Annotated in this window: 19 protein-coding genes and 3 tRNA genes; 16 read left to right on the top strand and 6 right to left on the bottom strand. The window is 53.7% G+C overall.

What is annotated here, in order from left to right:
* Positions 1 to 34 precede the first annotated feature (34 nt).
* On the top strand, positions 35 to 1,537 hold the full coding sequence (yjeM, locus tag ACMYSL_RS26590) for a glutamate/gamma-aminobutyrate family transporter YjeM (protein WP_434660512.1): 1,503 nt from the start codon (positions 35 to 37) through the stop codon (positions 1,535 to 1,537).
* A gap of 36 nt (positions 1,538 to 1,573) precedes the next feature.
* Here yjeM and mscM read toward each other — a convergent pair whose 3' ends face one another.
* From mscM to rsgA, 3 genes are all read right to left on the bottom strand, one after another.
* On the bottom strand, positions 1,574 to 4,900 hold the full coding sequence (gene mscM / locus ACMYSL_RS26585) for a miniconductance mechanosensitive channel MscM (protein ID WP_112216218.1): 3,327 nt from the start codon (positions 4,898 to 4,900) through the stop codon (positions 1,574 to 1,576).
* A gap of 24 nt (positions 4,901 to 4,924) precedes the next feature.
* A complete protein-coding gene (gene asd, locus ACMYSL_RS26580) occupies positions 4,925 to 5,887 on the bottom strand; it encodes an archaetidylserine decarboxylase (protein WP_434660511.1) in 963 nt (320 codons plus the stop codon).
* Positions 5,888 to 5,981: 94 nt separating this feature from the next.
* Positions 5,982 to 7,040 (bottom strand): small ribosomal subunit biogenesis GTPase RsgA, encoded by a 1,059-nt coding sequence (rsgA, locus tag ACMYSL_RS26575; protein ID WP_434660510.1) that lies wholly within the window; start codon positions 7,038 to 7,040, stop codon positions 5,982 to 5,984.
* Between the two features lie 94 nt (positions 7,041 to 7,134).
* Here rsgA and orn point away from each other — a divergent pair, with 94 nt between their 5' ends.
* Positions 7,135 to 7,680 carry an oligoribonuclease gene (gene orn / locus ACMYSL_RS26570; protein WP_112216216.1) on the top strand — a complete coding sequence of 182 codons (546 nt, stop codon included), beginning with the start codon at positions 7,135 to 7,137 and terminating at the stop codon, positions 7,678 to 7,680.
* A 41-nt stretch (positions 7,681 to 7,721) separates the two neighbouring features.
* Here orn and ACMYSL_RS26565 read toward each other — a convergent pair whose 3' ends face one another.
* Positions 7,722 to 8,453 (bottom strand): transporter substrate-binding domain-containing protein, encoded by a 732-nt coding sequence (locus ACMYSL_RS26565; protein ID WP_304255318.1) that lies wholly within the window; start codon positions 8,451 to 8,453, stop codon positions 7,722 to 7,724.
* 286 nt (positions 8,454 to 8,739) lie between these two features.
* Here ACMYSL_RS26565 and ACMYSL_RS26560 point away from each other — a divergent pair.
* From ACMYSL_RS26560 to ACMYSL_RS26550, 3 genes are all read left to right on the top strand, one after another.
* Positions 8,740 to 8,815 (top strand) — tRNA-Gly (locus ACMYSL_RS26560).
* 24 nt (positions 8,816 to 8,839) lie between these two features.
* Positions 8,840 to 8,915: transfer RNA gene (locus ACMYSL_RS26555), tRNA-Gly, on the top strand.
* A gap of 24 nt (positions 8,916 to 8,939) precedes the next feature.
* Positions 8,940 to 9,015 (top strand) — tRNA-Gly (locus ACMYSL_RS26550).
* A 272-nt stretch (positions 9,016 to 9,287) separates the two neighbouring features.
* Here the strand turns inward: ACMYSL_RS26550 and queG are convergent.
* Positions 9,288 to 10,427, bottom strand: coding sequence for a tRNA epoxyqueuosine(34) reductase QueG (gene queG, locus ACMYSL_RS26545; protein ID WP_434660508.1), 1,140 nt, complete (start codon positions 10,425 to 10,427; stop codon positions 9,288 to 9,290).
* Positions 10,428 to 10,440: 13 nt separating this feature from the next.
* Here queG and nnr point away from each other — a divergent pair, with 13 nt between their 5' ends.
* From nnr to hflC, 9 genes are all read left to right on the top strand, one after another.
* Positions 10,441 to 11,952: a bifunctional ADP-dependent NAD(P)H-hydrate dehydratase/NAD(P)H-hydrate epimerase gene (gene nnr, locus ACMYSL_RS26540; protein WP_434664279.1), complete on the top strand. Its 1,512-nt coding sequence runs from the start codon at positions 10,441 to 10,443 to the stop codon at positions 11,950 to 11,952.
* Positions 11,945 to 12,406: a tRNA (adenosine(37)-N6)-threonylcarbamoyltransferase complex ATPase subunit type 1 TsaE gene (tsaE, locus tag ACMYSL_RS26535; RefSeq protein ID WP_112216212.1), complete on the top strand. Its 462-nt coding sequence runs from the start codon at positions 11,945 to 11,947 to the stop codon at positions 12,404 to 12,406. The genes nnr and tsaE overlap by 8 nt, the downstream gene beginning before the upstream one ends.
* A gap of 16 nt (positions 12,407 to 12,422) precedes the next feature.
* The gene (gene amiB, locus ACMYSL_RS26530) at positions 12,423 to 13,760 is read left to right on the top strand and encodes an N-acetylmuramoyl-L-alanine amidase AmiB (RefSeq protein WP_434660507.1); all 1,338 of its coding nucleotides are present in this window, start codon (positions 12,423 to 12,425) and stop codon (positions 13,758 to 13,760) included.
* Positions 13,761 to 13,770: 10 nt separating this feature from the next.
* Positions 13,771 to 15,660 carry a DNA mismatch repair endonuclease MutL gene (gene mutL, locus ACMYSL_RS26525; RefSeq protein WP_434660506.1) on the top strand — a complete coding sequence of 630 codons (1,890 nt, stop codon included), beginning with the start codon at positions 13,771 to 13,773 and terminating at the stop codon, positions 15,658 to 15,660.
* Positions 15,653 to 16,603, top strand: a complete 951-nt coding sequence (gene miaA, locus ACMYSL_RS26520; protein WP_112216209.1) for a tRNA (adenosine(37)-N6)-dimethylallyltransferase MiaA — start codon at positions 15,653 to 15,655, stop codon at positions 16,601 to 16,603. Before mutL ends, miaA begins: the two co-directional genes overlap by 8 nt.
* A 92-nt stretch (positions 16,604 to 16,695) precedes the next feature.
* On the top strand, positions 16,696 to 17,004 hold the full coding sequence (hfq, locus tag ACMYSL_RS26515) for an RNA chaperone Hfq (RefSeq protein WP_110274473.1): 309 nt from the start codon (positions 16,696 to 16,698) through the stop codon (positions 17,002 to 17,004).
* Between the two features lie 75 nt (positions 17,005 to 17,079).
* Entirely contained in the window at positions 17,080 to 18,360 is a 1,281-nt protein-coding gene (gene hflX / locus ACMYSL_RS26510) for a ribosome rescue GTPase HflX (protein ID WP_434660504.1), read from the top strand.
* A gap of 65 nt (positions 18,361 to 18,425) precedes the next feature.
* A complete protein-coding gene (hflK, locus tag ACMYSL_RS26505) occupies positions 18,426 to 19,682 on the top strand; it encodes an FtsH protease activity modulator HflK (RefSeq protein ID WP_182235728.1) in 1,257 nt (418 codons plus the stop codon).
* Positions 19,683 to 19,684: 2 nt separating this feature from the next.
* A complete protein-coding gene (gene hflC / locus ACMYSL_RS26500; protein ID WP_181483922.1) occupies positions 19,685 to 20,689 on the top strand; it encodes a protease modulator HflC in 1,005 nt (334 codons plus the stop codon).
* Positions 20,690 to 20,751: 62 nt separating this feature from the next.
* Here hflC and ACMYSL_RS26495 read toward each other — a convergent pair whose 3' ends face one another.
* Positions 20,752 to 21,039 carry a hypothetical protein gene (locus tag ACMYSL_RS26495; protein ID WP_434660503.1) on the bottom strand — a complete coding sequence of 96 codons (288 nt, stop codon included), beginning with the start codon at positions 21,037 to 21,039 and terminating at the stop codon, positions 20,752 to 20,754.
* A gap of 218 nt (positions 21,040 to 21,257) precedes the next feature.
* Here ACMYSL_RS26495 and ACMYSL_RS26490 point away from each other — a divergent pair, with 218 nt between their 5' ends.
* Together ACMYSL_RS26490 and ACMYSL_RS26485 are read left to right on the top strand one after the other, a co-directional pair.
* Complete coding sequence (locus tag ACMYSL_RS26490) at positions 21,258 to 21,455, top strand: DUF2065 domain-containing protein (protein WP_004097978.1); 198 nt, start codon at positions 21,258 to 21,260, stop codon at positions 21,453 to 21,455.
* A 102-nt stretch (positions 21,456 to 21,557) separates the two neighbouring features.
* Positions 21,558 to 22,856 carry an adenylosuccinate synthase gene (locus ACMYSL_RS26485; protein WP_110274469.1) on the top strand — a complete coding sequence of 433 codons (1,299 nt, stop codon included), beginning with the start codon at positions 21,558 to 21,560 and terminating at the stop codon, positions 22,854 to 22,856.
* Positions 22,857 to 22,969: the final 113 nt, after the last annotated feature.

Genomic DNA, 22,969 nt, shown 5'->3' with positions numbered 1-22,969 from the left:
TTCCTGCCTGTGATGCCCGCATTTGGATAGATTTATGCACCAGCAAATTAAGAAGATGAGCCTGATCGGGCTGATATTAATGATCTTCACCTCCGTATTCGGTTTCGCAAATAGTCCTTCCGCGTTCTACCTGATGGGCTATAGCGCGATGCCGTTTTACCTTTTCTCCGCATTATTTTTCTTTATTCCTTTCGCGCTGATGATGGCCGAGATGGGGTCGACCTATCGCAAAGAAGAGGGCGGGATTTATTCATGGATGAACCATAGCGTCGGGCCGCGTTTTGCGTTTATCGGCACCTTCATGTGGTTTTCCTCTTATGTGGTCTGGATGGTTAGTACGGCGGCTAAAATCTGGGTGCCGTTTTCCACTTTCTTATTCGGCGCCGATAAAACGCAGTCCTGGACCATTGCCGGACTTACTTCCACGCAAACGGTCGGTATTCTTGCCGCGTGCTGGATGCTGTTGGTGACTTTTGTCGCGGTAAAGGGAATTAATAAAATCGCTAAAATTACCGCCGTCGGCGGGATTGCGGTGATGGGCCTTAATTTGGTGCTGTTGCTGGTGAGTGCGGCTATTTTGCTGCTTAATGGCGGCCATTTTGCCCAACCGCTGGATTTTACGGTGTCGCCAAATCCGGGATATCAATCTGGACTGGCGATGTTGTCGTTCGTGGTTTTTGCCATATTCGCCTACGGCGGTATTGAGGCGGTTGGCGGTCTGGTGGATAAAACCGAGAAGCCGGAAAAGAATTTTGCCAAAGGGATTATTATTGCCGCGATTGTTATTTCTATCGGCTATTCGCTGGCGATTGTGCTGTGGGGCGTAAGCGCCAACTGGCAGCAGGTGCTGAGCAACCGCTCGACTAACCTTGGTAATATCACCTACGTGTTGATGACCAGCCTTGGCGCGACGCTGGGCAATGCGATGCATTTGCCGCCTGCCATCGCTGCGGCGACCGGCTTGTGGTTTGCCAGAATTACCGGCCTGTCGATGTTCCTCGCCTATACCGGCGCTTTCTTTACCCTGAGCTACTCACCGCTGAAAGCGATTATTCAGGGCACGCCAAAAGCGCTTTGGCCCTCATCGATGACGCGGATTAACGCTAACGGGATGCCTGCTAATGCCATGTGGTGGCAGTGCCTGTTGGTGAGCGTGTTTATTCTGCTGGTTTCCTTCGGCGGTGATACCGCATCGGCGTTTTATAACAAACTGACGCTGATGGCGAACGTCTCAATGACCCTGCCGTACCTGTTTTTAACGCTGGCGTTTCCGTTCTTTAAAGCTAAACAGAATCTCGATCGCCCCTTTGTGATTTTCAAAAATCGGCTATCGACGCTGCTGGCGACTGCTGTTGTCGTGCTGGTGGTGGCTTTTGCGAATATCTTTACCGTGATTCAACCGGTGATGGACGCAGGGGACTGGAGCAGCGCGCTGTGGATGGTCGGCGGGCCGATTTTCTTTTCGCTGCTGGCGCTGGGGATTTATGAGAATTACCGCCGACGTACGGCGGTATTGTTTGTGGTTTCCGAAGGCTAAAGCGCTGGCCTTGCCCTTTGCCGGGCAAGGCCATTCTTACAGACCGCCAGGCGCGCGGCTGGATTTCCCTGCTGATGTCAGCGCTCTGCTGCTCTTTCTGCCATCGATACTTTCCAGACGCATCTGGAACGGTGGGAACGGCATGTCGATACCATGTTCGCGGAAGCCCGCCAGAATCAGCTGGTGCATCTCGTGGCGCAACGGCATGCGGTGGCCCATTTCGGCGGCGAAAATACGCAGCTCGAAAATCTGGATCCCCTGCTGTAGGTCAACCAGGAAGGCTTCCGGTGCAGGGGTGTCGATGACTAACGAGCAGCGGTGCGCAGCGGTCAACAGAATCTGCGCGACCTCTTCAGTATTAGCATCCACCGGCGCGGGAACGGTTAACACCACGCGCGTGACCGAATCCGACAGCGACCAGTTGATGAACTGTTCGGTAATGAACGCCTTGTTCGGCACAATAATCTCTTTGCGGTCCCAGTCGCTGATAGTGGTGGCGCGGGTATTAATGCGCGTCACGCTCCCTGTGAGATCGCGGATAGTCACCGTATCGCCAATACGTATCGGTTTTTCGAACAGGATAATCAGGCCGGAGATAAAGTTGGCGAAAATCTCTTGTAAGCCAAAACCGAGGCCGACACCGAGGGCGGCGATGAGCCACTGTAGCTTCGACCACTCAATCCCAATCATCGAGAAGCCGACCAGGCCGCCAATCAGCATCAGCAGATACTTGGTAATAGTGGTGATGGCGTAACCGGTACCCGGCGTCAGTTCCAGATGCTGAAGAATTGCCAGCTCCAGTAATGCGGGCAGGTTACGCACCAGCTGCGTGGTGATAATCAGCACCAGGATGGCAATAAGCACCGCACCGAGGGTAATCGGCTCCAGGCTCTCAACACCCTGCACCGTAGAGGTGACATCCCACAGAGAGATATTTTCCAGGAAACCGAATGCGGAGTGGATTTCTGACCATAGTACGATGACCGACACCAGTGCGATCAGCATCAGCAGGGAGCGTACCAGGCGTAAAGACTGGGTACTGATGGCGTCGAGATCGATTTCGCTGACCTCGGCTTCCATTGAGCCTTCCGGGCTGCTGGTGTGCTGCACTTCTTCTTCGCCACGGGCACGTTGGGCGAGGATCTCCGCCCGTCGATGCTTCGCGCGATCGAACGCCAGGCGGCGGCGCTGAATCAGCATCCAGCGGCGGATGATGTGATAAACCACCAACAACAGGAACCAAATAGCGACCGAAGTTTCCAGCCTGGCGAGTAGCGCCTGTGAGGTAGCGAGATAGCCAACCGCAGCCGCCAGCATCGCGATCAGCGGCGCGCCGAGCAGCATATTCCATAGCAGCCGGTTCACCATATTGTCGCCGCTGCCTTCTTTGTCGAGATACAGCGGTATTCCGGCGCGTTTCAGGCTCAGGGTGACCATTGCCAGTGCGCCGCAAATCAGCATAAAGCAGAGGCGGCCGAGAGAGGCGGAAAACTCGCGATCGTTGAGGTTATCAAAGGTGATGAGCGCCATAATCAGCGGCACAATCAATCCGATGCTCATCAGGTAGTAGCGCATTGCTTTGCTGACGCGGCTGCGCGGCCAGCCGAAGTGGGCGATAAACAGGCCGTTTGGGCGGGCGAAGGTGGCGCAAATCATCACCACCCACAGCAACGGTACCGTAGCGGTGACGCTATCGCCAATAGCTACCGCCAGCGGGAAAGGCCAGGCCGCCTGCAGGCCGTAGCCCAGCGTCATCCACAGTACCGGCAGCGGCGAGGCCACCAGTATCGACCAGAAAACCGTGCGCAGCGTGAGCCAGAAATGGTCCTGTGTGACCTTGCCGACCCGCGCGCTGGAGCGCTCAAGGAAGCTAGTGAAGTGACGGCGTGAGCTGATACTGAACCCGACCAGAATGAGCGCGCCGAACAGCGGCAGTATCGTCTCTTTGCTGGTCAGCATCATCATGCTGGCTTTGCCGAGCTGGCTCATGGTGTCGAGTGAGATCAGGCGGCGTAAATCCTGAACTATCTCCAGCGGCCATGAAAAACCAATCGGGCTGACGTCGGAGGTCCAGAACAGATAGCGATGGGTGGCTTCGTTTATCTCTTTAAGCGCATCCTCTAGCTGACCGTTAGCCACTTTCAGCTTGGTTAGTTCGAGCATGAGCGTATCACCGCCGCGCAGCAATGAGTTAAGCAGCTCAGTTTGCGTACGCATCTGGGCTTGCAGAATGCGGTTTTGCTCGTTGGTTAGCGGTTCACCGTCCACCTGACGAATCTGCTTCAACTGCGGCTGTTTACCGAGCTGATCTTCATAGCGTAAGCGCTGCACGCGCAGTTGCGCCATTTCCGTATCTAACTGTTGCGGGCGCGGTATTTCCGGCAGGCGTGCAACCTGGGCACGCAAAGCTTCACCGAGCAAATTAGAAGAACCCAGCCATTGAGACTGCTCGCGCAGGGTGTTCAACGCCTGGCGCACCTGCAGGGTTTGATTGGTGGCCTGACGCTGCTGCGAGGCGATCAGATCCATGCGCTGGGCCTGCTGATTCAACGCCTGCGAAAGCTCGCGGTTAACCTTGAATTGGGTCACGATATCCGGCGGCAGGTTTTCGCTGTTTTCCGCCAGCAGTTCGGTGCTTTCCAGCGCTTTTTCCGCTTCGCGCTGCCGTTGGTTGTTAAGCTGGTTGCGTAGCGCCTGTAGCCAGGCGTCGAGCTGTTCACTCTGTTTCTGCGCCAGTTCGGAGCGCATGCGCGAAAGCTCCTGGCGGTTATTTGCGGAAAGCTGCGCCAGGTCCAGTTCATCAACCAGCGCTTTCAGACGTGCAGATTCCGCTTGTAGTCCGAGATTCTGCGCCTGCGCCAGCGGCGTATTGCTGTTTTGCGCACCAACCCGACGTTCAACATCGTTTAACTGACGGCGGGCGTCGGTCTGCTGCTGCGGTAACTGGTTGAGTGAATCGGCGATATCACGGGCGCGATCCTGCTCCTGCTGCGCCTTACGACTGGCTTCCAGTAGCTGACTGCTGACCTGGAGAATCTCCTGGTTCAGGGCATCAGAGGAGAGGGTGGTTGAAACCTCGCGCGGCTCATCGCTCAGATTATTGAGCTGCGCGCGCAGGTTTTGCGACAGCTTGGGGAAGTTATCGATAACGTCCTGGTACTGACGAGCGCGCTCAAGGGAGGCATTACGTTCCTCAAGCGCGTTCAGGGCAGATTGCAGAACCTCAACGGTTTCAGGCTGGGCGGGTTTTGCCGCCTTCGCCTGCTCCAGTTCCTGCGCTATCTGTTTTGCATCCGGGGCGGTTGCTGCGTACGCCCCAAAACTGAGGCTCAAGGCCAACAGGAAAGTGTATATCAGGCGCACGGTGTAACCTTTTTCTCTCAGGAATTAACCTTCGTCTTGTTTATCGCTAACCAGCGGGCTGGCTGCGTGTTCGGCGCGGACTTCTTCTTCCGACGGCGGTGCAGGCTCAACGGGAGCGACGGCTTCAGGCGCGATCGCCAGCGGCTGGCCAATTTTGGTCACCGACAGGCTTTGCAATTGCTCAACCAGCTTCACCTGGCCTGGGGCAAACAGGTTAATCACCGTGGAGCCAAGCTTGAAGCGACCCATCTCCTGGCCTTTAAGCAGCGCGACAGACCCTTCGTTGTCACCGGCAGGCCAGGTCCAGCGTTTGATGATACCTTCGCGGGGCGGAGTCACGGTCCCGGACCAGACGGTTTCGATACTGCCGACGATAGTGGCACCCACCAGAATTTGCGCCATTGGCCCAAACTCAGTGTCAAACAGACAGATAACGCGCTCGTTGCGGGCAAAAAGATTTGGCACGTTTTGCGCGGTCAGATGGTTTACTGAGAACAGATCGCCTGGCACATAGATCATCTCGCGCAGAATACCGTTACACGGCATGTGAACGCGGTGGTAGTCGCGCGGTGAAAGATAAGTGGTGACAAAGCTCCCGTTACGGAACAGGGCAGCCATCTGATAGTTACCGGCCAACAGAGCTTCAAGACTGTAGTTGTGGCCTTTGGCCTGCAGAATTTTATCTTCTTCAATAGCGCCTAACTGGCTGATTACGCCATCAGCAGGCATCACCAGCACGCTCGGGTCGGTGTTTAATGGGCGCACGTCATCGCGCAGCGGGCGAACGAAGAAGTCGTTAAAGGTGCGGTAGCTGGCGGTATCAGGCTTTTGCGCCTCTTTCATATCGACCTTGTAGTATTTCACGAACAGATCGATGACCAGTTTTGTCAGCCAACCTGCTCGCTTGCGTGCACCCCAGCCTGCGAGGCGGGTGAGCCACAGTTTAGGCAGAATGTATTGCAGTGAAAGTTTAAGATCGTTTAACAAGGTAGCCTCCAGGCCATTATTTATCGTTCCTGACCACCCGCATTAGCGAGGGTCTGAAAAAAGGGGGCGATTCTAACGATGCTCAGCTTAAATGTCAGTCATCGGTTGATGAAAAGCTTTTACGCGTTTTTACCTGTACCTGCGCCATGCTTTCCAGAATGCGGTGATAGTTTTCAAACCGGCTCTCTGCAATTGCGCCATTCTCTACCGCTTCGCGAATTGCGCAGCCTGGGTCGGTATCGTGTTTGCAGTCGCGATATTTGCAGCGGCCTAAATAGTCATGGAATTCGACAAAGCCGTGGGTGATTTGTTCCGCGTCGAGATGCCACAGGCCGAACTCGCGTACGCCCGGGGAGTCAATCACATCGCCGCCGTGCGGGAAGTGATAAAGGCGCGCGGCAGTGGTGGTGTGCTGGCCCAGCCCTGAGTTGTCAGAGACGTCATTGGTGAGAATTTCTTCCTGCAGGCCCAGGAGAGCATTCAGTAAACTGGATTTACCCACCCCGGACTGCCCGGCAAAGATGCTGATTCGGTCAGTGAGCGCTTCTTCAAGCGGCTTCAGACCATCCTGAGTACGGCTGGAGACCATCAGTACGCGGTAACCTATCTTGCGGTAAACATCCATTTTCTCGTTGACAAAGGCCATGGCGTCTTCATCCAGCAGATCGGTCTTATTGAGCACAATCAGCGGCTCAACGTTCAGCGTTTCGCAGGCGACGAGATAACGGTCGATAATATTCGGTGATAGCTCAGGCAAAATTGCTGAAACAATGACTATCTGATCGATATTGGCGGCGATGGGTTTCACACCGTCGTAGAAATCCGGGCGCGTCAGCACTGAGGTTCGTTCATGCACCGCTTCAACGATACCTTTAACGTTAACCCCTGCAGCTGCGCTTTTGCCTGGACGCCAGACGACGCGATCGCCAGTGACCAGCGAACGGATGGTGCGACGAATATTGCAGCGATGGACGCTACCGTCGGCGGATTCGACATCGGCATGCATACCAAAGCGGCTAATGACGATACCTTCGGATTTCTCGCCGAACAAATTGTCATCAAAATCGGCCTTCTCCGAAGTCGTTTTCAGGCGGCGCTGGTGGTTGGCCTTCACGCGGCGCTCTTGGCCTTTGGAGAGTTTATTTTTACTCAATCGAACTGGCTCCTGGTCGCCCTGTGTGGGCAAAACCTCTATGATACACGCTATTTTAGATCAATATAGTTACGTAAGAAGGGTGGAAAATAACATGAGTGCAGATGAAAACAACCTGATTTGGATCGATCTTGAAATGACGGGACTGGATCCGGAGCGCGATCGCATCATTGAAATCGCCACCCTGGTGACCGACGCGAACCTGAACATCCTGGCGGAAGGGCCGACGATCGCAGTGCATCAGTCTGATGCGCAGCTGGCGCTGATGGATGAGTGGAACGTACGCACCCATACCGGTAGCGGGCTGGTGGAGCGCGTGAAAGCGAGCACTGAGGGCGATCGTGAAGCGGAGCTGGCGACTATCGAATTCCTCAAACAGTGGGTGCCTGCGGGTAAATCACCGATTTGCGGTAACAGCATCGGCCAGGATCGTCGCTTTTTATTTAAATATATGCCGGAACTGGAAGCTTACTTCCACTATCGTTATCTGGACGTCAGCACGCTAAAAGAGCTGGCGCGTCGCTGGAAACCGGAAATTCTTGACGGCTTTAAGAAGCAAGGGACCCATCAGGCGATGGACGATATCCGTGAGTCGGTGGCGGAACTGGCTTACTACCGCGAGCACTTCATTCAGCTCTGATATCTGTGCCGGGGCCAGAAACGCCCCGGCAATACTTTCTGCTATTTAAACCACTTCTGCTCCATTTCCAGGAATTCTGGCGACGCTTTGACGACGTCCAGTGCGGCATTGAGGTTATTCAGCAGCTCCGGGTCATCTTTGCGCACTGCAATGGCGAACTGCTTGCCGTAGTAGGCGGGATCCGTTGCGCGTTCATCCATGATGCCGTAATCAGGGTTATCCTGCTGCCATTTAGTCAGCGTTTCCTGGTCGCCGATTACTCCGCTAATAGCGCCTTCTTTCAGCGCGTTTAAGGCGCTTTCGTCGCTTTCATACGCAATGGCGTGCACCGCTTTTTGCTTATCCCGCAGATAGTGCTGGTGAATTGTACCTTTCACGACGCCGAGCTTTTTATCTTTTAGATCGGCAAAGGTGTGGGCCGCATCTTTGGCTGTCACCACGACGCCAGAGAGCTCTTGTCGATAGGGATGAGTAAAAGCGACCTGTTTTTCTCGCATCGGAATCACTTCGACGCCAGCGATAACGGCGTCGAACTTTTTAAATCGCAACGCCGGGATGAGCGTATCGAAGCTTTGGGGGGTAAATTTACATTCGACTTGCATCTGCTTGCAGAGCGCATTGGCCAGGTCGATATCAAAACCCGCAGGCTGATTTTTACTGTTGACGGTTTCATACGGCGCATTGGCCGTGGTTGTCCCAAAATGTAGCGTTGTTGCCGATGCTGTTCCTGCGGCAAGCGTAGTCAGCAGCAGGACGGTAAGCGCTTTTTTCATTTTATTTCCCTGGTTGTCATCGTTGTTGACCGTCAGCGGGCGATGTCTGCCCATAAACGGGAACGATTTTGCGCCTTTAGTGGGGCTGGAAAAAGCTATTTTGCCGCATGTGATGGTTATTTAGGCAATTTAAGAGTATGTCTGGTGATAAAGTGGTCACTTGAATCAAAAACAAAAAAAATTGCTCTCAGGGGGGTTGCAGGTAAATCGAATTCTCGTATAATGCGCCTCCCGTGACGAAGCAGAAATGCAAATCACGACGCCATAGAAATATGGCCAGAAGTATGCGGGAATAGCTCAGTTGGTAGAGCACGACCTTGCCAAGGTCGGGGTCGCGAGTTCGAGTCTCGTTTCCCGCTCCAAAAATTTGAAAAGTACCATCCTAAGCGGGAATAGCTCAGTTGGTAGAGCACGACCTTGCCAAGGTCGGGGTCGCGAGTTCGAGTCTCGTTTCCCGCTCCAAAATTTGAAAGTCACCACACCCAAGCGGGAATAGCTCAGTTGGTAGAGCACGACCTTGCCAAGGTCGGGGTCGCGAGTTCGAGTCTCGTTTCCCGCTCCAAAAATTTCTTCCGATACTCATTTTATCCACAGCGCAAAATCGCGCCGGGGATGATTTTCGTTGTACCCAGGAAAATACTGTGAACAGAGTTATCCACAGGTTAATCTTTTGCCATTAGTCGGGAAAATACTTCGTTATATAAATAGTATCTTCTTATTTTGTTGAAATATAAGAATAAAATTTCATTTCAAAGTGTTAATTCGATCACTTGACGAACGACTGCACGTTGAAACGCAATGTGTTTTTATTTTTATTCACACCCTGTGAATGAATCAGGCATCTCGTGGTAACCCTTTCTCAACTACCCTGACCAGCCGTAGTTTCTTCGGCAACTGCACCTCAACCACGTTGCTATTTCGCTTCTCAATTTGCTGCGCAATCGCCCATTCAATGTGCTCATCGAGAAGTGGGTGCTCACCTCGGCGACTTTCCAGAGTCTTCAGATTGGCTTCATTCCAGGGGGCATTGCCTAATGCGACGGCGATATTACGCAGCCAGCGCAGATGACCAATACGCCGAATGGCCGATCCTTCCGTCACTTTCAAAAAATAAGGTTCACTCCAGGTGAATAGTTCCAGTAACGCCGGGGCATGCAACGCTTTACGCGGGCTGAAGTCTTCTTCATTGGTTAGCTGTGCGAAGCGATTCCACGGACAAATTAGCTGGCAGTCATCGCAGCCGTAGATGCGGTTTCCAATAAGTGGACGAAACTCTTCCGGGATTGCGCCTTCCAGTTCTATGGTCAGGTAGGAGATACAGCGGCGGGCATCCACGGTATAAGGCTCAACGATCGCACCGGTTGGGCAGATAGTCATACAGGCGACGCAGCGACCGCACTCTTCTTCGACGGGGCGATCGACAGGTAAAGGGAGGTCGACGAGCAGTTCGCCAAGGAAAAAGAACGAGCCGGCGTCGCGACTGAGGATAAGTGAGTGCTTACCTGTCCAGCCAAGTCCGGCTTTTTCAGCTAAAGGACGTTCAAGAATCGGCGCGGAATCGACAAACGGTCTAAAATTGAGCGAAGCACACTGTCCCTGAATCATCTCACCGAGTTTTTTAAGGCGGTTACGTAACAGCTTATGATAATCCCGCCCGAGGGCATAACGGCTAACGTAACCCAGGGAGGGATCTTTCAGGGTACGGGCGAAAGCGGCGTTAGCAGGCAGATAGTTCATCCGTACGCTAATCACGCGTAACGTACCGGGCTGGAGTTCATGAGGGCGCGCGCGCATCATGCCATGGCGCGCCATCCATTCCATTTCGCCATGGTATTGTTTATCCAGCCAGGCCTGCAGTTTAGGTTCGCTGGCGCTGAGATCGGTATCGGTGATGCCAACCTGCTGGAACCCTAATTCTTTGCCCCATTGTTTGATTTGTTGCGCTAACTGATTGAGATCGAGGGGCTGTGACATGATGGACCATCTGATGACGAAAAACGCTGACAGTATACCACACATCATCTGGCCTGCGGATGCGCTACGGCTGGCGGAAAAAGAAGCGGCAGATAGTTTAGGGCTCACGCTGTTTGAACTGATGCGTCGCGCGGGTGAAGCGGCTTTCCAACTCGCTCGTGCACAATATCCTGATAGTCAGCACTGGCTGATTCTTTGCGGTCACGGTAATAACGGCGGTGATGGCTATGTGGTGGCTCGCCTGGCGCAGGCGCAAGGGATTCAAGTAACGCTGCTGGCGCTGGAGAGCGAGAAACCGTTGCCGGAAGAGGCTAGCGCCGCGCGCGAAGAGTGGCTCAGTGCGGGCGGTATGATTCATGCCGCTAACATTCCCTGGCCGGAAAATATCACTTTAATTATTGATGCCCTGCTGGGTACCGGGTTGCATAGCGCTCCACGACAAGACATCGCGGAGATTATCGACCATACAAACGCACATTCGGCACCGGTTATGGCGCTGGATATCCCATCCGGGCTAAACGCGCAGACGGGCGCGACGCCGGGAGCCGTTATCAACGCTGCGCACACCATCATCTTTATCGCACTTAAACCTGGGTTGTTGACCGGTAAGGCCCGCGATGTTGTCGGCCGCTTGCATCACCACGCGCTCGGTCTGGAGGGTTGGTTAGCTGGTCAGGCTACCGTACTGCGCCGCTTTGATGCCTCGCAACTCGCCGACTGGCTACCGCCGCGACGCCCCACATCACATAAAGGCGATCACGGTAAGCTGGTGATTATCGGCGGTGAACCGGGTACTGCGGGGGCCATCCGTATGACCGGCGAGGCATCTCTGCGTGCGGGGGCGGGGTTAGTGCGAGTGTTAACTCACCAAGACAACATCGTCCCCATTCTAACCGCCAGACCAGAGTTGATGGTCCACGAGCTGACGGCTCAGTCGCTGGAAGAGAGCTTGCAATGGGCCGATGTGGTGGCGATTGGACCAGGGCTGGGCCAGAGCGAGTGGGGCAAAAAAGCGCTGCGCCAGACGGAGAATTTTCGTAAACCGATGGTCTGGGATGCGGATGCGCTGAACCTGCTGGCAATCAATCCCGATAAACGTCACAATCGCGTGCTAACGCCGCATCCCGGCGAAGCCGCCCGTTTGCTGAACACGAGTGTGGCAGAAATTGAAAGCGATCGCTTACATTCTGCACAACGTCTGGTAAAACGTTATGGTGGTGTCGTAGTGCTGAAAGGCGCGGGTACGATAGTCGCGAACGAATCAGGCGAGATGGGCATTATCGACGTGGGTAATGCCGGCATGGCCAGCGGTGGAATGGGCGATGTGCTGACCGGTATTATTGCCGCATTGTTAGGCCAGCGCCTGACGCCGTATGATGCCGCCTGCGCTGGATGCGTTGCTCATGGCGAAGCCGCCGATCGTCTGGCCGCCAGAAATGGCACTCGCGGAATGCTGGCGACCGATCTTTTTTCCACGCTCAGGCGTGTTGTTAACCCGGATGTGATTGACGTAGACCATGATTAACCGAGTGATTTCTTTACCCGACGAGCAGGCGACTTTAAACCTTGGCGACCGCATAGCGCAGGCGTGTACTGGCGCCACGGTTATCTATTTGTATGGCGATTTAGGTGCGGGTAAAACCACCTTTAGCCGCGGCTTTCTTCATGCGCTTGGCCATCGTGGTAATGTCAAAAGCCCAACCTATACGCTGGTCGAACCCTATAGTCTCGATAATCTGATGGTCTATCACTTTGACCTGTATCGCCTTGCGGATCCTGAGGAGCTCGAATTTATGGGGATTCGCGATTATTTTACCGATGATGCCATCTGCCTGGTGGAATGGCCGCAACAAGGCACAGGTGTACTGCCTGACCCGGATGTTGAAATTCACCTTGAATACCAGGCTCAAGGGCGGGAGGCGCGCGTAACGGCGGTCTCCACATTGGGTGAGTCTCTATTGGCGCGTTTGGCTAATTAGCCTGAAGGACGACGGGATGATGTATCGCATAACCAGTTGGCTGGCCGCTGCACTGATGCTGTTTAGCATTCAGGCCACCGCGGCAAGTTTATCCGACATCCAGGTCTCAAATGGAGATCAGCAGGCCCGCATTACCATTAGTTTTATCGGCGATCCTGAATATTCGTTTAGCCCACAGGGCAAGCGAACCGTGGCGCTGGATATAAAACAGACTGGCGTGCTCCAGGGGCTACCGCTGCAGTTTAGCGGCAATAATCTGGTGAAAAGTATCCGTTCCGGGTCGCCGCAGGACGCGCAGTCGCTGCGTCTGCTGGTGGATCTGACCGCCGATGGGAAAACTCGTGCGGTGAAGCAACAGAATGGTTCTAACTATACCGTGGTGTTTACCATCAATGCTGATGCGCCTCCACCACCACCTCCGCCGCCAGTGGTAGTGAAACAGGTTGAGAAACCCATTGTGCAACCTTCTCGTCCGAGTGAACCGGCGCGTAATCCGTTTAAAGCCGATAACGATCGGCTGACTGCGGTGACCAGCACAAGCACAAGTACCATCACGCGTCCCGCGACTCGCACCGTATCGACCGACGATAAAGTGATTATCGCTATAGATGCCGGTCACGGCGGTCAGGACCCGGGAGCAATTGGTCCGAATGGCACAAAAGAGAAGAATGTGACCATTGCTATCGCCCGTAAGCTTCGCACGTTGCTGAATGCCGATCCGCAGTTCAAGCCGGTACTGACGCGCGATGGCGATTATTTCATTTCCGTTATGGGACGTTCAGACGTAGCGCGTAAGCAAAATGCTAACTTCCTCGTATCGATTCATGCTGACGCTGCGCCAAACCGTGATGCAACCGGGGCCTCGGTTTGGGTGCTTTCCAACCGTCGTGCCAACAGTGAAATGGCCGGCTGGCTCGAACAGCATGAGAAACAGTCTGAGTTGCTGGGCGGCGCGGGCGATGTGCTGGCGAATAGTCAGTCGGACCCTTACCTGAGCCAGGCGGTGCTGGATTTACAGTTCGGCCATTCTCAGCGCGTCGGGTATGATGTGGCGACTAATGTGTTGAGCCAGCTACAGCGAATCGGCGACTTGCATAAACGTCGCCCTGAGCATGCCAGCCTGGGCGTTCTGCGCTCGCCGGATATCCCGTCAATCCTTGTCGAAACCGGGTTTATCAGCAATACCGGCGAAGAGAGATTGCTGGGTAGTGATGCTTTTCAACAGCAGGTCGCCGAGGCGATTTATAATGGTCTGCGTAACTACTTTATGCAGCATCCGCTGCAATCAGCGCCGCGCGGGACGGCGGCGCAGACTGCCAGCGCGGGGTCATCAGACGGAACGTTGTTAAATTAAGGAGACGGCTATGCCGATTCAGGTTCTACCGCCGCAGCTCGCCAACCAGATTGCCGCTGGTGAAGTGGTGGAACGTCCGGCGTCTGTCGTCAAAGAGTTAGTTGAAAATAGCCTCGATGCAGGGGCTACGCGTATTGATATTGATATTGAGCGCGGCGGTGCGAAGTTGATCCGCATCCGCGACAACGGCTGCGGGATTAAAAAAGACGAACTGGCGTTGGCGCTGGCGCGTCATGCCACCAGTAAAATCGCCTCGCTTGATGATCTGGAAGCGATAATCAGCCTCGGATTTCGTGGTGAAGCCTTAGCCAGTATCAGTTCTGTCGCCCGCCTGACGCTAACCTCGCGTACTGAGGAGCAGCAAGAAGCCTGGCAGGCCTACGCAGAAGGGCGCGATCAGGACGTTACCGTCAAACCGGCGGCGCACCCGGTGGGAACAACGCTGGAAGTACTGGATCTGTTTTATAACACCCCCGCTCGCCGCAAATTCATGCGTACCGAAAAAACCGAGTTTAATCATATCGACGAGATCGTGCGGCGCATCGCGCTGGCGCGTTTCGACGTCACGATTAACCTCAGCCACAACGGTAAAGCGGTGCGCCAGTATCGCGCCGTGTCACAGGATGGTCAGCGTGAACGGCGGTTGGGGGCGATTTGCGGTACGCCGTTTCTTGAACATGCCCTGGCTATCGAGTGGCAGCACGGCGATCTTACCCTTAGCGGCTGGGTGGCCGATCCTCTGCATACGAATCCGGCGCTGGCAGAAATTCAGTATTGCTACGTCAACGGACGGATGATGCGTGACCGCCTGATTAATCATGCAATTCGTCAGGCTTGTGAAGATAAGCTGGGGGCCAATCAGCAGCCCGCTTTTGTGCTTTACCTGGAAATCGATCCGCACCAGGTGGATGTGAATGTTCATCCGGCCAAGCATGAAGTTCGTTTTCATCAGTCGCGACTGGTTCATGATTTTATTTATCAAGGCGTGCTGAGCGTGCTTCAGCAGCAGTTGAGTGCGCCATTGGCAGAAGAGGGCGATGAACCTGCACCTCGCCAGGTTCCGGAGAACCGCATTGCGGCAGGCGGCAACCATTTCGCCCAGCCGGCGGTTGCGCGTGAAGCGGCGCCTCCCCGATATCATGATGAGACTGCCGTGCCGCGCTTTAATGCGGGAGGCTCGCGAGAATCCACCGCTTCGGGTTCCGCTAGTGGAGCAAGTTGGCCCCATGCGCAGCCAGGCTATCAAAAACAGCAGGGTGCGCTGTATCGCCAACTGCTGGATACTCCGGTCCCGGAGCGAAAGCCAGTATCACCCACACCAGTGACAGAAGGATTGGCTGGACACAGTCAAAGCTTTGGTCGCGTGTTGACGATTGTTGATGGCGACTGCGCGCTGCTAGAGCGCGATGGCAAGTTAGCGTTATTGGCTTTGCCGGTCGCAGAACGTTGGCTGCGTCAGGCGCAACTGACGCCCGGCGTAGAAGCGGTTTGCGCCCAGCCGCTGCTTATCCCGCTGCGGCTAAAAGTGTCTGAAGGGGAAAAAGTCTCGCTGGATAACGCGCAATCGGCGCTGACGCAGGTCGGTATTGAGCTGCAATCTGATGCGCAGCACGTGACGATTCGGGCGGTGCCTTTACCCTTAAGACAACAAAATTTACAAATCTTGATTCCTGAACTGATAGGCTACCTGGCGCAGCAAAAAACATTCGACGTCAACAATATTGCCCAGTGGATAGCGCGCAATCTGGCGAGTGAGCACGGGCAGTGGAATATGGCGCAGGCGATTGCTGTCCTGGCGGATATAGAACGTTTGTGCCCGCAGCTGGTTAAAGCGCCGCCGGGTGGTCTGTTACAACCTGTTGATTTACATTCGGCGATGAATGCCCTGAAAGATGAGTGATGTAACCGAGGCGAGCCTGCCTAAGGCAATATTTTTAATGGGCCCGACGGCCTCCGGTAAAACCGCGTTAGCTATCGCTTTACGTAAAGTTTTGCCCGTAGAGTTGATTAGCGTTGATTCAGCCCTCATCTATCGAGGAATGGATATCGGTACGGCTAAGCCGGATGCGCAAGAGCTAAGCGCTGCGCCGCATCGACTGCTGGATATTCTTGATCCGGCTGAAGCTTATTCTGCGGCAGATTTTCGTCGCGATGCGTTGGCAGAGATGGCTGATATTGTCGCTGCCGGGCGTATTCCGCTGCTGGTCGGCGGAACAATGTTGTATTTCAAAGCGTTGTTGGAAGGATTATCGCCGTTACCTTCGGCGGATCCTGCAGTCAGAGCCAGAATTGAGCAACAAGCCGCAGAGCAAGGGTGGAACGCGTTACACCAGCAATTACAGGAGATTGATCCGGTTGCCGCGGCGCGTATTCATCCAAATGATCCGCAAAGACTTTCCCGAGCACTGGAAGTTTTTTTCATTTCGGGTAAAACTTTAACGGAACTGACGCAAACGTCAGGTGACGCTCTGCCGTATAAGGTGCATCAGTTCGCCATCGCCCCGGCGAGCCGTGAACTGCTCCATCAACGCATAGAACAGCGTTTTCATCAGATGTTGGCTTCGGGTTTTGAAGCAGAAGTACGGGCGCTATTTGCCCGGGGAGATTTGCATACGGATATGCCTTCCATTCGTTGTGTCGGATATCGCCAGATGTGGTCGTACCTTAATGGCGAGATCCCGTATGATGAGATGGTTTATCGAGGTGTTTGCGCCACGAGACAGTTAGCTAAACGTCAGGTCACCTGGCTGCGCGGTTGGGAAGGTGTCCACTGGTTAGATAGTGAACAACCTGAACAGGCGTTCAACAAAGTATTACAGGTAGTTGGTGCTAGCCTGGACTGAACGTGTACAATTGAACGGTTATCGTGCGTAATTTTTTTAAGAATCGTAAGGTTCTGAGTACAAAACAAGCATACATATAAGGAAAAGAGAGAATGGCTAAGGGGCAATCTTTACAAGATCCGTTCCTGAACGCTTTGCGTCGGGAACGCGTTCCGGTTTCTATTTATTTGGTGAATGGTATTAAGCTGCAAGGGCAAATTGAGTCTTTCGATCAGTTCGTGATCCTGTTGAAAAACACGGTCAGCCAGATGGTCTATAAGCACGCAATTTCTACAGTTGTCCCGTCTCGCCCGGTGTCTCACCACAGCAATAATGCTGGCGGCGGCACAAGTAACTATCACCACGGTGGTAGCGCGCAAGGCTCTTCTGCGTCGCAGCAAGACAGCGAAGACGCCGAATAAGGCTGATGCTGTTTTTCCACGTCGGGGAGCCAGGTTTTCTGCGTTCCCCGCTGGTATTTTATAAGGGGTTTACGCTTGTTTGACCGTTATGATGCCGGTGAGCAGGCGGTACTGGTACACATCTATTTTTCGCAAGACAAAGATATGGAAGACCTCCAGGAGTTTGAAACTCTGGCCTCTTCCGCCGGTGTCGAAGCAATGCAGGTGATTACCGGTAGCCGTAAAGCACCGCACCCGAAGTATTTTGTTGGTGAAGGTAAAGCAGTCGAAATTGCGGAAGCCGTAAAAGCGACCGGTGCATTGGTCGTGCTCTTCGATCATGCCCTGAGTCCGGCACAGGAACGAAACCTTGAACGCTTATGCGAATGTCGGGTTATCGATCGTACCGGACTGATTTTAGATATTTTTGCCCAGCGAGCGCGCACCCACGAGGGGAAGCTGCAGGTCGAGCTGGCACAGTTGCGGCATATGGCGACTCGCCTTGTCCGTGGCTGGACCCACCTTGAAAGGCAGAAGGGCGGGATTGGTTTACGTGGCCCGGGTGAAACCCAGCTCGAAACCGACCGCCGATTGCTGCGTAACCGTATTATGCAGATCCTGTCGCGACTGGAAAAAGTTGAAAAACAACGCGAGCAAGGACGGCGGTCACGCGCCAAAGCCGATATTCCTACCGTGTCGCTGGTAGGTTATACCAACGCCGGTAAATCAACGCTGTTTAACCAGATAACCGAAGCCGAGGTCTATGCCGCGAACCAACTGTTCGCTACCCTGGACCCGACGCTACGCCGCATTGATGTCACTGATGTTGGCGAAACCGTACTGGCGGACACCGTTGGCTTTATTCGTCATCTGCCACATGATTTGGTCGCGGCGTTTAAAGCAACTCTGCAGGAGACACGTCAGGCGACGCTGCTGCTGCACGTCATTGACGCGGCCGATGTCCGCGTGCAGGAAAATATTGATGCAGTGAATACGGTCCTCGCCGAAATCGAGGCCGATGAGATCCCGGTGCTGCTGATTATGAACAAAATCGATATGTTGGACGATTTTGAGCCGCGTATTGACCGGGATGAAGAGAATAAACCGATCCGGGTCTGGCTCTCCGCCCAGACCGGGGTTGGCGTACCACTCCTTTTTCAGGCTTTAACGGAACGGCTTTCCGGTGAAGTAGCTCAGCACACGCTGCGTTTACCACCGCAGGAAGGTCGACTAAGAAGCCGGTTTTATCAGCTTCAGGCGATAGAAAAAGAGTGGATGGAGGATGACGGTAGCGTTGGTCTGCAGGTACGCATGCCGATCGTTGACTGGCGTCGCCTTTGTAAACAAGAGCCAGCGCTGGTTGAATACGTGATTTGACCTTGCAGCTTGCCTGAAGATATTAACCCCTGTGGGGATATCAAAAACAAATATGGAGCATATACATGGCGTGGAATCAGCCCGGTAATAACGGACAGGACCGCGACCCGTGGGGAAGCAGCAATAACCAAGGCGGCAACTCTGGGGGAAATGGCAACAAAGGTGGTCGCGAGCAGGGACCTCCCGATCTGGATGATATCTTCCGTAAGCTAAGTAAAAAACTCGGCGGTCTGGGTGGCGGAAAAGGTGGACTGGGGGGCGGTAGCGGCTCTCAGGGGCCTCGTGGCCCAATGGGCGGACGTGTCGTCGGCATCGTTGCCGCCGCTGCGGTGATTATCTGGGCAGCCAGCGGTTTCTATACCATTAAGGAAGCTGAACGTGGTGTGGTCACACGCTTTGGTAAATTCAGCCATCTGGTTGAGCCTGGCCTTAACTGGAAACCCACTTTCGTTGATAACGTTCAGGCGGTTAACGTTGAATCAGTACGTGAACTGGCGGCTTCTGGCGTCATGTTGACCTCTGACGAAAACGTGGTGCGCGTCGAGATGAACGTGCAGTATCGCGTGACCGATCCGGAACGTTACCTGTTTAGCGTTACCAGCGCAGATGATAGCCTGCGTCAGGCCACCGACAGCGCTCTGCGTGGTGTTATCGGTAAATACACCATGGATCGTATCCTGACTGAAGGCCGTACCGTGATTCGTAGCGATACCCAGCGCGAACTGGAAGAGACGATTCGTCCGTACAACATGGGGATTACTCTGCTGGACGTTAACTTCCAGACAGCGCGTCCGCCAGAAGAAGTGAAAGCCGCGTTTGACGATGCGATTGCCGCGCGTGAAAACGAACAACAGTACATTCGTGAAGCTGAAGCATACACCAACGAAGTTCAGCCGCGAGCGAATGGTCAGGCACAGCGTATCCTTGAAGAAGCGCGTGCGTATAAAACTCAGACCGTTCTCGAAGCCCAGGGTGAGGTTGCTCGCTTTGCGAAGATCCTGCCTGAATATAAAGCAGCTCCGGAAATTACCCGTGAGCGTCTGTATATCGAAACCATGGAAAAAGTACTGAGCCATACTCGCAAAGTGCTGGTTAACGATAAGGGGAGCAACCTGATGGTTCTGCCTCTGGATCAGATGCTGAAAGGTGCTGGCGCACCAGCGGCAAAGAGTGATAGCAGTGGCGCAAGCGATCTGCTGCGTCTGCCGCCTGCATCCAGCTCAAGCAGCGCCAGTAACGCTCAGACCTCTACGGGAGGCAACATTATGGACCAACGCCGCGCCAACGCGCAGCGTAACGACTACCAGCGTCAGGGGGAATAACGATGCGTAAATCTGTTATCGCGATAATTGTCATCGTGCTGGTGGTGCTCTACATGTCCGTCTTTGTTGTTAAAGAAGGCGAGCGCGGTATTAGCCTGCGCTTTGGTAAAGTTCTGCGCGACGATGAAAACAAACCACTGGTCTATGAGCCGGGCCTGCACTTTAAGATCCCGTTCATTGAATCAGTGAAAATGCTGGATGCGCGTATCCAGACCATGGATAACCAGGCCGATCGCTTTGTGACCAAAGAGAAGAAAGACCTGATCGTTGATTCGTACATCAAGTGGCGTATCAGCGACTTCAGTCGTTACTATCTGGCAACTGGCGGCGGCGACGTCTCCCAGGCTGAGGTTCTGCTGAAGCGTAAATTCTCTGACCGTCTGCGTTCTGAAATTGGGCGTCTGGATGTGAAAGACATCGTAACGGACTCACGTGGTCGTTTGACTCTGGAAGTGCGTGATGCGCTGAACTCTGGTTCTGCAGGCACAGAAGATGAAGTCAGCACCCCGGCTGCTGATGATGCGATTGCCAAAGCGGCAGAGCGTGTTGAAGCAGAAACTAACGGTAAGGTGAAGGTGATCAACCCGAATAGTATGGCGGCACTGGGTATTGAAGTTGTCGACGTACGAATCAAACAGATCAACCTTCCTGCTGAAGTTTCTGAAGCGATCTATAACCGTATGCGCGCTGAGCGTGAAGCAGTAGCTCGTCGTCACCGTTCGCAGGGTCAGGAAGAAGCTGAAAAACTGCGTGCGACTGCGGACTATGAAGTCACCAAAACGTTGGCAGAATCTGAGCGCCAGGGACGTATCATGCGTGGTGAGGGTGATGCTGAAGCAGCGAAGCTGTTTGCTGATGCATTCAGCCAGGATCCGGGTTTCTATGCCTTTATCCGTAGCCTGCGTGCTTACGAGAATAGCTTCCAGAGCAATCAGGATGTGATGGTTCTCAGCCCGGATAGTGATTTCTTCCGCTATATGAAATCACCTGCGGCGACCACCCACTGATAAGTGATTCTGTAAGCAAAAAGGCGCCTGTTAAGGCGCCTTTTTTACAACTGAGCGTGAATTTAGTTGCCCAGCAGTTTATTCAGCAGGCCACCGATCACAGGTACGCTTGCCAGAGTGCTTTCAATCGTTCCACCGATAGTTGAACCAATCGTATTACCGATCGTTTCGCCCAGGCCCGGCGCGATGGTTGCAAGGTTTACCGTGCCCAGAATAGGTAAATCAATGCTCAGATTACTGCCGAGCGACCATACTGCAGCACCTGTTTTACTCCCCAGTGATGCCAGTCCATCTTGTAGCCAGCCTGCGCCGCTTACCGCGTCGATTTCGATTGCAGTTAATTCTCTCATAATAATCATCCTAATTATTTTATGCTCGTATCCAAAGTTGATACGCACGGGCATACTTGCAATTTTAAAAATAACCTGCAATACAATGGGTTATGAATTTTGTTTCATAAAATAAGTTCATAATAAAGAGGAAATACCGGACAATATGAAGTGAGAGTAAACACAACATTGATAAACCACTGGTACTACACAGCGCGATATTTATATAAAGGTGAATAATGAACTCAACAATCTGGTTGGCACTGGCGCTGGTTTTAGTACTTGAAGGACTCGGGCCATTACTTTACCCACGGGCATGGCGGCGAATGGTCGCCACGATGAGTCAGTTGCCGGATAATTTATTGCGCCGTTTTGGTGGGGGTCTTGTGGTTGCCGGTATCGTGATCTACTACATGTTGAGGAAAACGATTGGCTGATTAACAAGTAGCCTAATTTACCGTATCTTGAGTGCAAAAAGTGCTGTAACTCTGAAAAAGCGATGGTAGAATCCATTTTTAAGCAAACGGTGATTTTGAAAAATGGGTAACAACGTCGTCGTACTGGGCACCCAATGGGGTGACGAAGGTAAAGGGAAGATCGTCGATCTCCTGACTGAACGGGCTAAATATGTTGTGCGCTACCAGGGTGGTCACAACGCAGGCCATACTCTCGTAATCAACGGTGAAAAAACCGTCCTCCATCTCATTCCATCAGGTATTCTTCGCGAGAATGTTACCAGCATCATCGGTAACGGTGTCGTGCTGTCTCCTGCTGCGCTGATGAAAGAGATGAAAGGACTGGAAGACCGTGGTATCCCTGTCCGTGAGCGTCTGCTGCTGTCTGAAGCCTGTCCGCTTATCCTCGATTATCACGTTGCGCTGGATGTTGCGCGTGAGAAAGCTCGTGGCGCGAAAGCTATCGGTACTACCGGTCGCGGTATCGGCCCGGCTTATGAAGATAAAGTCGCTCGCCGCGGTCTGCGCGTTGGTGACCTGTTTGATAAAGCAACCTTCGCTGACAAACTGAAAGAAGTGATGGAATATCACAACTTCCAGTTGGTGAATTTCTACAAAGTTGAAGCGGTTGACTACCAGAAAGTCCTGGATGATGTAATGGCGATTGCCGACATCCTGACAGCCATGGTTGTTGATGTCTCCGATCTTTTGGATCAGGCGCGTCAACGTGGCGACTTTGTGATGTTCGAAGGTGCGCAGGGTACGCTGCTGGATATTGACCACGGTACCTACCCGTACGTAACCTCTTCCAACACCACCGCAGGTGGCGTGGCCACCGGTTCCGGCCTGGGCCCACGTTATGTTGATTACGTTCTGGGTATCATCAAAGCCTATTCTACTCGTGTAGGCGCGGGTCCATTCCCGACTGAACTGTTTGATGACATCGGCGAGTTCCTGTGCAAACAGGGTAACGAGTTCGGCGCTACTACCGGCCGTCGTCGTCGTACCGGTTGGCTTGACGCCGTTGCGGTGCGCCGTGCGGTGCAGATTAACTCCCTGTCTGGCTTCTGCCTGACTAAACTGGACGTCCTGGACGGCCTGAAAGAAGTTAAAATCTGCGTAGCTTACCGTATGCCGGATGGCCGTGAAGTGACCACCACTCCGCTGGCTGCTGACAACTGGGAAGGTATTGAACCGATTTATGAAACAATGCCAGGTTGGTCTGAAACCACCTTCGGCGTGAAAGAGCGCAGCGGCCTGCCGCAGGCAGCGCTGAACTATATCGCGCGCATTGAAGAACTCACCGGCGTACCGGTTGATATCATCTCTACCGGTCCTGACCGTACCGAGACGATGATTCTGCGCGACCCGTTCGACGCATAATTATCCCCAGGGGCGCCGTTCAGGCGCCTCTTGTTTTTGCTGTTCGCCCGCCCCATTTAAATAAATTAGCGGCCTGAGCGCTGGCTGGTTTATCATCAATAGTAATTACGTCT

Source organism: Klebsiella sp. MISC125, from assembly GCF_051131775.1.
Lineage (GTDB): Bacteria > Pseudomonadota > Gammaproteobacteria > Enterobacterales > Enterobacteriaceae > Klebsiella.
Note: the sequence above shows the minus strand (reverse complement) of the source record. Positions and strands in the feature narration are given on the sequence as shown.

Coding starts and splice junctions, on each gene's coding strand:
- yjeM (WP_434660512.1), top strand. CDS start 35: ATGCACCAGCAAATTAAGAAGATGAGCCTGATCGGGCTGATATTAATG.
- nnr (WP_434664279.1), top strand. CDS start 10,441: ATGACGAAAAACGCTGACAGTATACCACACATCATCTGGCCTGCGGAT.
- tsaE (WP_112216212.1), top strand. CDS start 11,945: ATGATTAACCGAGTGATTTCTTTACCCGACGAGCAGGCGACTTTAAAC.
- hflC (WP_181483922.1), top strand. CDS start 19,685: ATGCGTAAATCTGTTATCGCGATAATTGTCATCGTGCTGGTGGTGCTC.
- hfq (WP_110274473.1), top strand. CDS start 16,696: ATGGCTAAGGGGCAATCTTTACAAGATCCGTTCCTGAACGCTTTGCGT.
- ACMYSL_RS26495 (WP_434660503.1), bottom strand. CDS start 21,039: ATGAGAGAATTAACTGCAATCGAAATCGACGCGGTAAGCGGCGCAGGC.
- ACMYSL_RS26565 (WP_304255318.1), bottom strand. CDS start 8,453: ATGAAAAAAGCGCTTACCGTCCTGCTGCTGACTACGCTTGCCGCAGGA.
- amiB (WP_434660507.1), top strand. CDS start 12,423: ATGATGTATCGCATAACCAGTTGGCTGGCCGCTGCACTGATGCTGTTT.
- ACMYSL_RS26490 (WP_004097978.1), top strand. CDS start 21,258: ATGAACTCAACAATCTGGTTGGCACTGGCGCTGGTTTTAGTACTTGAA.
- hflK (WP_182235728.1), top strand. CDS start 18,426: ATGGCGTGGAATCAGCCCGGTAATAACGGACAGGACCGCGACCCGTGG.
- ACMYSL_RS26485 (WP_110274469.1), top strand. CDS start 21,558: ATGGGTAACAACGTCGTCGTACTGGGCACCCAATGGGGTGACGAAGGT.
- mutL (WP_434660506.1), top strand. CDS start 13,771: ATGCCGATTCAGGTTCTACCGCCGCAGCTCGCCAACCAGATTGCCGCT.
- miaA (WP_112216209.1), top strand. CDS start 15,653: ATGAGTGATGTAACCGAGGCGAGCCTGCCTAAGGCAATATTTTTAATG.
- orn (WP_112216216.1), top strand. CDS start 7,135: ATGAGTGCAGATGAAAACAACCTGATTTGGATCGATCTTGAAATGACG.
- queG (WP_434660508.1), bottom strand. CDS start 10,427: ATGTCACAGCCCCTCGATCTCAATCAGTTAGCGCAACAAATCAAACAA.